Annotated in this window: 12 protein-coding genes; 6 read left to right on the top strand and 6 right to left on the bottom strand. The window is 67.8% G+C overall.

Annotated features, from left to right (window positions below; all coding sequences use genetic code 11):
* Nucleotides 1–192: 192 nt before the first annotated feature.
* The 3 genes from hda to ACVOJ1_RS09840 are packed head-to-tail and all read right to left on the bottom strand — an operon-like array spanning nucleotide 193 to nucleotide 3,196.
* A complete protein-coding gene (gene hda, locus ACVOJ1_RS09850; protein WP_065182429.1) occupies nucleotides 193–900 on the bottom strand; it encodes a DnaA regulatory inactivator Hda in 708 nt (235 codons plus the stop codon).
* Nucleotides 900–2,072, bottom strand: a complete 1,173-nt coding sequence (locus ACVOJ1_RS09845; RefSeq protein ID WP_065174539.1) for an AI-2E family transporter — start codon at nucleotides 2,070–2,072, stop codon at nucleotides 900–902. Before ACVOJ1_RS09845 ends, hda begins: the two co-directional genes overlap by 1 nt.
* Nucleotides 2,069–3,196, bottom strand: a complete 1,128-nt coding sequence (locus ACVOJ1_RS09840; protein ID WP_346480364.1) for a DUF2066 domain-containing protein — start codon at nucleotides 3,194–3,196, stop codon at nucleotides 2,069–2,071. The genes ACVOJ1_RS09845 and ACVOJ1_RS09840 overlap by 4 nt, the downstream gene beginning before the upstream one ends.
* Nucleotides 3,197–3,308: 112 nt before the next feature.
* Here ACVOJ1_RS09840 and purM point away from each other — a divergent pair, with 112 nt between their 5' ends.
* The 5 genes from purM to ACVOJ1_RS09815 all read left to right on the top strand — a co-directional run bounded on the left by purM (nucleotide 3,309) and on the right by ACVOJ1_RS09815 (nucleotide 7,120).
* Complete coding sequence (gene purM, locus ACVOJ1_RS09835) at nucleotides 3,309–4,367, top strand: phosphoribosylformylglycinamidine cyclo-ligase (RefSeq protein WP_053519430.1); 1,059 nt, start codon at nucleotides 3,309–3,311, stop codon at nucleotides 4,365–4,367.
* A 19-nt stretch (nucleotides 4,368–4,386) separates the two neighbouring features.
* A complete protein-coding gene (locus tag ACVOJ1_RS09830) occupies nucleotides 4,387–4,875 on the top strand; it encodes a hypothetical protein (RefSeq protein ID WP_053519429.1) in 489 nt (162 codons plus the stop codon).
* Nucleotides 4,876–4,894: 19 nt separating this feature from the next.
* Nucleotides 4,895–5,554: a phosphoribosylglycinamide formyltransferase gene (gene purN / locus ACVOJ1_RS09825; protein ID WP_197600951.1), complete on the top strand. Its 660-nt coding sequence runs from the start codon at nucleotides 4,895–4,897 to the stop codon at nucleotides 5,552–5,554.
* A 67-nt stretch (nucleotides 5,555–5,621) separates the two neighbouring features.
* Nucleotides 5,622–6,434, top strand: coding sequence for a DUF3108 domain-containing protein (locus tag ACVOJ1_RS09820; RefSeq protein ID WP_065174536.1), 813 nt, complete (start codon nucleotides 5,622–5,624; stop codon nucleotides 6,432–6,434).
* Nucleotides 6,435–6,436: 2 nt separating this feature from the next.
* Complete coding sequence (locus tag ACVOJ1_RS09815; protein WP_262100181.1) at nucleotides 6,437–7,120, top strand: DUF3108 domain-containing protein; 684 nt, start codon at nucleotides 6,437–6,439, stop codon at nucleotides 7,118–7,120.
* A gap of 87 nt (nucleotides 7,121–7,207) precedes the next feature.
* Here the strand turns inward: ACVOJ1_RS09815 and ACVOJ1_RS09810 are convergent, their stop codons facing one another.
* Genes ACVOJ1_RS09810 through ACVOJ1_RS09800 form a run of 3 tightly spaced genes read right to left on the bottom strand, consistent with a single transcriptional unit; the run spans nucleotide 7,208 to nucleotide 9,040 of the window.
* Nucleotides 7,208–7,519 carry a hypothetical protein gene (locus ACVOJ1_RS09810; RefSeq protein ID WP_053519425.1) on the bottom strand — a complete coding sequence of 104 codons (312 nt, stop codon included), beginning with the start codon at nucleotides 7,517–7,519 and terminating at the stop codon, nucleotides 7,208–7,210.
* The gene (gene murA / locus ACVOJ1_RS09805; RefSeq protein ID WP_053519424.1) at nucleotides 7,516–8,787 is read right to left on the bottom strand and encodes a UDP-N-acetylglucosamine 1-carboxyvinyltransferase; all 1,272 of its coding nucleotides are present in this window, start codon (nucleotides 8,785–8,787) and stop codon (nucleotides 7,516–7,518) included. Before murA ends, ACVOJ1_RS09810 begins: the two co-directional genes overlap by 4 nt.
* A gap of 22 nt (nucleotides 8,788–8,809) precedes the next feature.
* The gene (locus tag ACVOJ1_RS09800) at nucleotides 8,810–9,040 is read right to left on the bottom strand and encodes a BolA family protein (protein WP_053519423.1); all 231 of its coding nucleotides are present in this window, start codon (nucleotides 9,038–9,040) and stop codon (nucleotides 8,810–8,812) included.
* Between the two features lie 54 nt (nucleotides 9,041–9,094).
* Between ACVOJ1_RS09800 and ACVOJ1_RS09795 the strand changes: the two genes are divergently transcribed.
* Nucleotides 9,095–10,096 carry a KpsF/GutQ family sugar-phosphate isomerase gene (locus ACVOJ1_RS09795; RefSeq protein WP_065174535.1) on the top strand — a complete coding sequence of 334 codons (1,002 nt, stop codon included), beginning with the start codon at nucleotides 9,095–9,097 and terminating at the stop codon, nucleotides 10,094–10,096.
* The last annotated feature ends 18 nt before the right edge of the window (nucleotides 10,097–10,114 follow it).

Raw genomic sequence — 10,114 nt, 5'->3', positions numbered from 1 at the left:
GGCTCAGGTTGCGGGGGCGTGAGCGCCATGGATGGCGCGACCGAGGCTACATGGACGTACTTGCGCCGTCCCCCGCAACCTGAGCCACCCCGCCTCCCCTGAGGAAGCCAGCGTTTGACGTTGACGTTGCTCCGGCTTCGGCACTGGCTTCGGCGGGTGCAGGGCGGCAGCCCTGCAAAACAAACCCCAACCTCAGTAGCGAGGGCGGCCTTCTTCCAGCACCTGGCGCAGGAACGGCACGGTGATCCGACGCTTGGCCGCCAGCGATTCGCGGTCCAGCCAGTCCAGCAACGTGATAAGCCCGCCCAGCTCGCGCCCGGTGTGCGACAGCAGCCACTCGATCGCGGCCTCGTCGATGGCCAGCCCCCGTCGCAGCGCGCGCTCGCGCAGCACCGCCGCGCGTCCTTCCTCGTCCAGCGGCTGCAACAGCACCCGCACGCACTGGCCCAGCCGCGAGCGCAGGTCCGGCAGCACCAGTCCGAGTTCGGCCGGCGCCTTCTGCGCCGTGTAGAGCACGGTCACGCCGGCAGCGCGCGCACGGTTATGGAAATCGAACAGGGCAATCTCGTCCTCACGGTTGCCGGCAATCTCGTCCAATCCGTCCAGCGCGACCAGCTCGCGCGCCTCCAGCCCCTCCAGCGCTGCGCGCACACGGCCGGCCGCACTGGCCAGCGGCACATAGGTCGGCAGCCGCCCGGCCTGCTCGGCGCTGGAACACATCGCCAGCGCCTGATGCGTCTTGCCCGTGCCTGCCGCGCCTTCCAGGTAGACCCAGTCGTGGCTGGCACCGACCGCGATCGCGCGCAGCTGCGCCAGCGCACCATCCGGTGCGCCGATGAAGGTCTCCAGGCGCTGGTCCCGCGGGTAGTGCAGGGCCAGCGGCAATTGCGGCACACCCATCACTTCAGGTCGGGGCCCTTGTCGTTCGTGTCGAGGATGATGTGGGGCGGCTCGACCACACCGTCAAGCACGATCGCCGATTTCTCACCCGCGTAAAGATCGCTCTGCCGATAGCGCTGGTGCGCATAGCGCAGCAGCACGTTGGACACGGCAGCCACCGGCAGCGCCAGCAGCATGCCGAGGAAGCCGAACAGCTGGCCGCCTGCCATCACCGCGAAGATCACCGCCACCGGATGCAGGCCGATCTTGTCGCCGACGATGCGCGGCGTCAGTACATAACTCTCCAGCAACTGGCCGACCGTGAACACCACGCCGACCAGTATCAGCAGTTTCAGGTCGAAACCCTGCGCCTGCACCAGCGCGGCGATGATCGCCATCAGGATGCCGGTGGTCGCGCCCAGGTACGGAATGAAGCTGATCAGGCCCGCGATCATGCCGATCAGCAGCCCCAGCTTCAGCCCCACCAGCGACAGGCCGCCGGCATAGATCACGCCCAGTGCCAGCATCACCAGGAACTGGCCGCGGATGAAGGCCCCCAGCACCTCGTTGGATTCGCGCGCCAGCGCCGTGATGGTGCCGATGTGGTTGCGCGGAATGACCGAGGCGACCCGCTCCACCAGCTTGTCCCAGTCGCGCAGGAAGTAGAACGCCAGGATCGGCAGCAGCAGGATGTTGACCACCCAGGTCACCATCGTGAAGCCCGAGCGCGAGACATATCCCATGAAGGTCTTGGCGAAGCCGCCCGCCTGCTGCCAATGGCTGCGCACCCATTCGATCAGGCGATCCGGGTCCAGCCACTGCATCACCTCCAGGCCGGTCTTCTGCTCGAACCACGGAATGCCGGTCTGCATCAGCCAGGCCTGCGCCTGCGGCACGGCCGCCACCAGGGTGGTGATCTGCTTTTCGATCATCGGCACCAGCACCAGCAGCGCGGCGACGATCACCAGCACCATGGCCACGAACACCAGCACCACGCCGGTCATGCGCGAGCGCCCGGTGGCCTCGATGCGGTCCACCAGCGGATCACCCAGCCAGGCCAGCGCCAGCGCCAGCACGAACGGCGTCAGGATCGGCGCCAGCAGCCACACGATCCAGCCGATCAGGCCGGCAAGCAGGATGTATTTGACCCGGCGCAGGAACTGCGCGATTTCAGCTTCCGGCGTCAGGGTCATCGCAGTCGGTACTCGTTGCTGACCGGCGCCTGCACCGGCACGCCGGTGGTGTCATCGATCGGTGTCGGAAGGGCAGGCAGCGGGGCGTTCGAAACCAGTACGCCGCTGTCACCCAGCATGCGGTTGAAGCCGGCCAGGCCGGTGGTCATTTCCACGGTCAGCTCCAGCCGGCCCGCGCTGGCGTGCAGCGGAGTGACATTGCGCACCACCGGCACGTCGCGCAGGCCTGCGGCCAGTCGCAGGTAGTCATCGGCACTGTTGATGCCGGTGACCACCACCCGGTAGCTGCCCGCCTGGCCGGTGGCCACACCCGCCTTGGCATAACGCTTGACCAGCGCGTCGGCCGCGCCGTCGGCACCCGCGGCCATCGCGCGCATGGCGTTGGCGTCCTTGCTGGTCCATCTGTTCAGTTCACGGCCATCGTCGACGAACACCCAGTCCGCCTGCCAGCCGCCATTGGCACGGTAGAGCTTGCCGATCAGCTGCATCGGCGGCGAGTAGCGCGAAGAGGCGCGGGCCACGGCGGCGCTGTCCTGGCGCCAGATGGCACCGGCCAGCGCCTGTTCGGCAGCGCCCCCACTGGGCAGGCCCAGCTTGTAGCCGCGCTCGATGGCGCGGTTCAGCAGCGGGCGCGCGGCATTGGCCTGCTGCACGCTGACCAGGCGCGGGCCGCTGCCGTCATCGACGGCCAGCCACAGCACCGGCTTCGGTCGGGGCTGCGGCCACAGCGGCAGGCCCAGCGCGGCGACCAGCGAATCGACGTCGTCCTCGCGGAAACGGGCCACCAGCAGGGTGCGGAAACTGGGCGCACCGCTGGCGCTGAGGCTCTGGTCCTGCTTGTAGTCGTAGCTGGCCACGTAATCCTTGGCATTGCGCAGGGCCTGCACCACGCCGGGCCGGGACATCACGCTGCGGTCGCCCGACAGCTTGCCCAGCACTACGCTCAGGGCGCGTGCCAGCCCGCCATTGCGGTCGGCCTCGGCCTGGCTGTTGACCGGCACTTCGGCCTCGTAGGCCCCACTGGCGGTGGCGACATCCCCCTCGGTGCGCAGGCCGCTCTGGGCCATCGTGGCCACCGGCAGGCTCAACGCAAGAAGCAGGGTGAGAATCAGGCTGCGGCGCATCAGGACATCCATTGGCTCGACGTATCCGGGGGGAATTGTTGCCCGAATACGGCCTGTGCGCCAATGCGGCCTGTTAAAATCGCCCGTTCAACCCCTGCCAGCGCCGACGCCCGTGACCAACACCCCGTCTTCCGCCCCCTCCCCCCTCACCTACCGTGACGCGGGCGTCGACATCGACGCCGGCAACGAGCTGGTCGAGCGGATCAAGCCCCTGGTCAAGCGCAGCTTCCGTCCGGAAGTGATGGGCGGCCTGGGCGGTTTCGGCGCCCTGTTCGACCTGTCCAACAAGTACCGCGAACCGGTGCTGGTGTCGGGTACCGACGGTGTCGGCACCAAGCTGAAGCTGGCCCACCAGCTGAACCGCCACGATACGATCGGCATCGATCTGGTCGCGATGTGCGTGAACGACGTGCTGGTGCAGGGCGCCGAGCCGCTGTTCTTCCTGGACTACTTCGCCACCGGCAAGCTGGACGTGGATACCGCCGCGGCGGTCGTGGGCGGCATCGCCAACGGCTGCACCGAGGCCGGCTGCGCACTGATCGGCGGCGAGACCGCTGAAATGCCCGACATGTATGCCCCGGGCGAGTACGATCTGGCCGGCTTCACCGTGGCCGCGGTGGAAAAGAGCGAACTGAAGGATGGCGCCAGCGTGGCGGCCGGCGATGTGCTGATCGGCATCGCCTCGTCCGGCCCGCACTCCAACGGCTACTCGCTGGTCCGCCGCATCTACGACCGCGCCGGGCGTCCGGCCGATCTTGAGCTGGAAGGCGGCGTGAAGCTGGTCGACGCGCTGATGGCACCGACCCGGTTGTACGTCAAGCCGATCCTGTCGCTGCTGAAGTCGCACGGCGATGCCATCCATGGCATGGCCCACATCACCGGTGGCGGACTGACCGAGAACATCATCCGGGTGGTCCCGGACGGCCTCGGCCTGGACATCCAGGCGGCCTCGTGGACGCTGCCGCCGGTGTTCCAGTGGCTTCAGAAGGAAGGCGCGGTCGCCGACAGCGAAATGTGGCGCACCTTCAACTGCGGCATCGGCTTCGTGCTGATCGTCGCGCCGGACCAGGTCGAGGCGGTGTCCGCCGCGGTCACGGCCCAGGGCCTGGATCACTGGACCATCGGCCAGGTCGTCACCACCGAAGGCGCCGAGCGCGTCCGCATCGCCTGACCCCTGCAGAGGAGCCCGCATGGACGCAATGCCCCCATCCCCCTCGAACCCGGTGCCGCCGCCGCTGCTGACGGCACCCGTATTCGGCCCGCAGGACGCCAGCCATCTGCGGGCGCTGTCCATCGGCCACTACGTGGTTGGTGCGCTCATCGCACTGTTCTCGCTGATCTTCATCATCCACATCGTGCTGGGCGTGAGCGCCCTGACCGGGGCATTGCCGCTGAGCTCGGAGGGGCAGCCCTCATCGCCCGCCGAGCAGCGGATGTTCGGCTGGATGTTCACCATCATCGGCAGCGTGATCGTGGTGGGCGGCGTCACCCTGGGCGCCTTCGTCGCCTACGCCGGGCGCTGCCTGGCGCAGCGCCGCCGTTACGTGCTGTGCCTGGTGGTCGCGGGCCTGTCCTGCCTGTTCACCCCGGTGGGCACGGTGCTGGGGGTGTTCACCCTGATCGCCCTGCTCCGCCCCCAGGTGAAAGCCGTGTTCGACACTCCGTCGGCAAGCGTTTGAGCCGCCTGGGTTGCCGGTAATGAACGCACCCCGCCGCATCGCCGTGCTCGCCTCCGGGCGCGGCAGCAACCTGCAGGCCATCCTGGATGCCATCGCGTCGGGCCGCCTGCCGGCCGACGTAGTGGGCGTGTTCTCCGACCGCCCCGATGCCGCGGCCCTGCAGCGGGTCGATCCTTCCCGGCGCTGGGCGCATGCACCGAAGGAATTCAGCGATCGTGCCGCCTACGAGCTGGCGCTGGGCGACGCGATTGCCGCCTCCGCTCCGGACTGGATCGTCTGCGCCGGCTACATGCGCATTCTCGGCGCTGGCTTCGTGCAGCGCTTCAACGGTCGCCTGGTCAACATCCACCCGTCGCTGCTGCCGCTGTACAAGGGCCTGCATACGCACGCCCGGGCGCTGGAAGCCGGCGATGCCGAGCATGGCGCAAGCGTGCATCTGGTGGTGCCGGAGCTGGACGCGGGTACGGTGCTGGCGCAGGCGCGCGTGCCGGTGCTGGCAGGCGACGATGCACAGACCCTTGCCGAGCGCGTGCTGGCGGTGGAACACCCGCTGCTGATCGCCAGCCTGCAGCTGCTGTGCGATGGCCGGCTGGCTGAACGGGAAGGACAGGCGATCTTCGACGGTCACCCCCTGTTTAGGCCGCTGGCCCTAGATTCCGCCGGAAACCTGAACCGATAACGTTCTGCACACGCCCCGCTGACTGCGGGGCTGGCATCCTGCCCCACTCCTGCGGCCCCTGTCCCCCATGAAGACCACGACGCTGCTGTGCACGCCCCTGCTGTTGTCGCTTGCCGTGTTGCCTGGCGTGGGCTGGGGCCAGGCACAGCCCTCTGCCGACCCGGCAGCTCCGTCGCAGGCCCCGGCCGCACCGGCCGTGCCCATGCTGCCCGCGCTGGCCTGGGAACCGCCGCCGCTGCAACCGTTCACCGCTACCTACCAGGCCTTCTACAAGGGCAAGGAAGCCGGCGATGCCACCATGCAGGTCACCCATACCGGCGGCAACCAGTGGCGGGTGGACATGCAGGTGGTGGGCCGCCGCGGCTTTGCCAGCGTGCTCGGCCTGAACATCGAGCAGAGCACGGTGTTCGAGGAGCGCGGCGGCGTCTATGCGCCGCTGAGCCAGAGCACGGTGCGCAAGGGCCTGTTCCTGGGCAAGAAGGCCGTCGGCACCTATAACTGGCAGGCCGGCACCGCGCAGTGGACCGGCGATGTGAAAAAGGATCGCGCGCAGCCCATTCCGCTGCAGGCCGGCGATCAGAGCGCCCTGCTGATCAACCTGGCGATCATGCGTGATGCCCGCCCGGGCGTGGCCATGCACTACCGCTACGTCGACATGGGCAAGGTGCGCCAGCACGACTACCAGGCCGCGCCGCAGACCGAGAACGTCGAGGTCGGCGACCTGTCCTACAACGCGCTGCGGGTATACCGCAGCAACGGCGGCAACAACGAAACCATTCTCTGGATCGCCAACGGTGTCCCCACCCCGGTGCGCATCCTGCAACGCGAAGATGGCGAAGACCGCGTCGATCTCCGCCTGATCGAATACCAAGGAGTCTGAGCATGAACACCCTCTCCCGCCCCCTGACGTGGATCGCCGCTGCCACCCTGTCGATGGCCAGCCTGCCGGCGATGGCCCTGGAGCCGTTCAAGGCCGACTATCTGGCCAGCTACATGGGCATGCAGGCCAACGGCACCATGACGCTGGCCAGTGAAGGCAGCAACAAGTGGCGCTACAGCCTGCAGGTGAAAAACCAGCTGGCCGACCTGAGCCAGAGCACCGTGTTCGAGGAAGTGCGCGGCCAGCTGCGTCCGCTCAGCAGCCAGGACCGCTCGGCGCTGCTGGTGAAGAAGCGCAACGTGCAGGCCAACTACAACTGGGCCAGCAACCAGGCCACCTGGACCGGCGACATCAAGCCGGACCGCGCCGGACCGATCGCCCTGAAGGCTGGCGACATGGATGCGCTGCTGATCAATCTGGCCATCGCCCGCGACCTGGCAGCCGGCAAGCCGTTGACCTACCGCATGGTCGACGAGGGCCGGATCAAGAACATGACCTACCGTGTGATCGGCAAGGAATCGATCACCGTGGGCGGCAAGAGCTACGAGGCGACCAAGGTGTCGCGTGCCGATGGCAACAAGGAGCTGATCGCCTGGATCGTGCCGGAGTTTCCGGTGCCGGCGCGCATGCTGCAGCGGGAAAGCGGCCGCGACGCGCTGGACCTGACCATCCGATCGATGAACTGAGTGCCGGGGGTCGGATCCCATCCCCTCGGGGATGGGATCTGACCCCGGGCCCCGCACAAGGAAAACGCCCGCTTGCGCGGGCGTTTTTCATTTCTTCTCTTCGGCCGGTTTGAACTCGGTGCGGCAGTCCACCCGGATCTGCTCACCGCTTCCGCGCCAGACGAAGGTGCGGCAATGGCGGTTGCCTTCCTGGCTGTCGTTCACCGACACGGCATAGAACGACTGGATGATCTCGTCACGCGATACCGTGCCGTCACCGTTCCAGTCCATGTCCTTCTGCTCGATGCCGCGGGTGATGGCGATATCGGCGTACCAGGCATACCCCAGCCACGCCAGCACGATCAGCACCAGCGCCAGCAGCGCCTTGCGACGCGGGCTGAATTTTCCGCGAAGGATCATGGCACGCGCCGGATGGTGGCACCGAGCGAAGACAGCTTCTCTTCGATGTTCTCGTAGCCGCGATCGAGGTGGTAGATGCGATCGATGGTGGTATCGCCGCTGGCCATCAGGCCGGCCAGGATCAGCGATGCCGATGCACGCAGGTCGGTGGCCATGACCGGCGCGCCGCTCAGGTGCTCGCTGCCACGCACGATCGCGGTATGGCCTTCGACCTGGATGTCCGCGCCCAGGCGCAGCAGCTCGTTGACGTGCATGAAACGGTTCTCGAAGATCGTTTCGTTGATCACGCCGACGCCGTCGGCCACGCAGTTGAGCGCCATGAACTGCGCCTGCATGTCGGTCGGGAATGCCGGATACGGCGCGGTGGTCAGGTTCACCGCCTTCGGCCGCTTGCCCTGCATGTCCAGGGTGATGCTGTCCTCGGTGGTCTCGATCCGGGCGCCCGCCTCGACCAGCTTGGACAGCACCGCGTCCATGGTGTTCGGACGTGCGCGGTTGACCGTGACCTTGCCGCCGGTCATCGCGGCGGCCACCAGGAAGGTGCCGGTCTCGATGCGGTCGGGCAGCACTTCATGACGGCCACCGGAGAGGCGCTCCACGCCTTCGATCACCAGGCGGGCGGTGCCGAGGCCTTCGATCTTCGCACCCAGAGCGATCAGGCAATGGGCCAGATCGGTCACCTCCGGCTCCATCGCGCAGTTGTCGAGGATGGTGGTGCCTTCGGCCAGCACCGCGCCCATCAGCACGTTCTCGGTCCCGGTCACGCTCACCATGTCGAAGGTGAAGTGGCCACCCTTCAAGCGCTTGGCCGAAGCCTTGATGAATCCGTTCTCGACCACGATGTCGGCACCAAGCGCCTGCAGGCCCTTGATGTGCTGGTCGACCGGACGCGAGCCGATGGCACAGCCACCGGGCAGCGACACTTCGGCCGCACCGAAACGGGCCAGCAGCGGACCCAGCACCAGGATCGACGCACGCATGGTCTTGACCAGTTCGTACGGCGCCACGTGTTGGTTCACCGCACGCGGGTCGACCACGATCGCGCTGCCGCGCGACAGCGTGCCCTGGTCGATGGTGACCTTGGCGCCCAGTTCGCCCAGCAGCTTCACCGTGGTGACCACGTCGTGCAGGTGGGGCACGTTGGTGATCTCCACCGGCTCATCGGCCAGCAGGGTCGCGCAGAGGATGGGGAGGACGGCGTTCTTGGCGCCGGAGATGCTCACTTCACCGTGCAGCGCAGCGCCGCCGGTCACAACGATCTTGGCCATGGGGTTCGGGATCTTCTGCGGTTCAGCCGGCTTCGGCCGGGGTCACGGTTTTCAGCGCCAGCGCGTGGATGGCGCCGCCCATCAGGTCGCCCAGCGTGGCATAGACCATGCGGTGGCGGGCCAGCGGCATCTTGCCGGCAAAGGCGTCGCAGACCACGGTCGCTTCGAAATGCACGCCATCGTCGCCCCGCACATCGGCGCGGGCGCCAGGCAGGCCGGTTTCGATCAGGTTGCGGATGGTGTCGGCGTCCAACGGGCTTTCCTAATAAAATGAACCCTCATTCTACTTCCGCTGCGTGGCGTCCGCATGGCCGAGTCCCTCCCGCCCCCCCGTTCCGTCGAGCCGGCCGCCCTGGTGGCCAGCGGCCGCCGCGTGTTCGAGATCGAGCAGCAGGCACTGCAGGCGGTCGCCGAGCGCCTGGGCGAGCCGTTCCAGAAGGCCTGCCAGGTGATCCTGGGCAGCCGCGGGCGGGTGGTCGCCACCGGCATGGGCAAGTCAGGCCATGTGGCGCGCAAGATCGCCGCAACCCTGGCGTCCACCGGTACCCCGGCGTTCTACGTGCACCCGGGCGAGGCCGGCCATGGCGACCTGGGCATGATCACCGAAGCCGACGTGGTGCTGGCCCTGTCCTATTCGGGCGAATCGGACGAAGTGCTGATGCTGCTGCCGGTGCTCAAGCGCCAGGGCAACGTGCTGATCTCCATGACCGGCCGCCCGCAGTCCAGCCTGGCGACCGCCGCCGACGTCCATCTGGACGTCAGCGTGCCGGCCGAGGCCTGCCCGCTGGCACTGGCTCCGACCTCGAGCACCACCGCCTCGCTGGCGATGGGCGACGCGCTGGCGGTGGCCCTGCTGGACGCGCGCGGCTTCACCGCTGACGATTTCGCCCGCTCGCATCCGGCCGGCAGCCTTGGCCGTCGCCTGCTGCTGCATATCACCGACGTCATGCATACCGGTGCCGATCTGCCCAAGGTCGATGCCGGCGCCAGCCTCAGCGAGGCCCTGGTGGAGATGAGCCGCAAGCGCCTGGGCATGACCGCCGTGGTCGATGCCGAGGGCGTGCTGATCGGCCTGTTCACCGACGGTGACCTGCGCCGGGCACTGGACAGTGCGCTGGACGTGCGCACGGCAAAGATCGCCGATGTGATGACGCGCAACCCCCGCACCATCGGAGCCGACCAGCTGGCGGTGGAGGCCGCCCGCCAGATGGAAACCCAGCAGATCAACGGCCTGATCGTGGTCGATGACCAAGGCCGCGCCGTCGGCGCCCTGAACATTCATGACCTGTTGCGGGCCCGGGTGGTTTAACCGACAGTCCGTAGACCC

The organism is Stenotrophomonas sp. STEN225 (assembly GCF_056756445.1).
The sequence above is the reverse complement of the archived record's forward strand: the minus strand, read 5'-3'. Positions and strand labels throughout refer to the sequence as shown.

Bases quoted from the DNA above. Each gene is read 5' to 3' on its own strand.
- hda (WP_065182429.1), bottom strand. From the start codon at position 900: ATGGGTGTGCCGCAATTGCCGCTGGCCCTGCACTACCCGCGGGACCAG.
- ACVOJ1_RS09845 (WP_065174539.1), bottom strand. From the start codon at position 2,072: ATGACCCTGACGCCGGAAGCTGAAATCGCGCAGTTCCTGCGCCGGGTC.
- ACVOJ1_RS09840 (WP_346480364.1), bottom strand. From the start codon at position 3,196: ATGCGCCGCAGCCTGATTCTCACCCTGCTTCTTGCGTTGAGCCTGCCG.
- ACVOJ1_RS09830 (WP_053519429.1), top strand. From the start codon at position 4,387: ATGGACGCAATGCCCCCATCCCCCTCGAACCCGGTGCCGCCGCCGCTG.
- purN (WP_197600951.1), top strand. From the start codon at position 4,895: ATGAACGCACCCCGCCGCATCGCCGTGCTCGCCTCCGGGCGCGGCAGC.
- ACVOJ1_RS09820 (WP_065174536.1), top strand. From the start codon at position 5,622: ATGAAGACCACGACGCTGCTGTGCACGCCCCTGCTGTTGTCGCTTGCC.
- ACVOJ1_RS09815 (WP_262100181.1), top strand. From the start codon at position 6,437: ATGAACACCCTCTCCCGCCCCCTGACGTGGATCGCCGCTGCCACCCTG.
- ACVOJ1_RS09810 (WP_053519425.1), bottom strand. From the start codon at position 7,519: ATGATCCTTCGCGGAAAATTCAGCCCGCGTCGCAAGGCGCTGCTGGCG.
- murA (WP_053519424.1), bottom strand. From the start codon at position 8,787: ATGGCCAAGATCGTTGTGACCGGCGGCGCTGCGCTGCACGGTGAAGTG.
- ACVOJ1_RS09795 (WP_065174535.1), top strand. From the start codon at position 9,095: ATGGCCGAGTCCCTCCCGCCCCCCCGTTCCGTCGAGCCGGCCGCCCTG.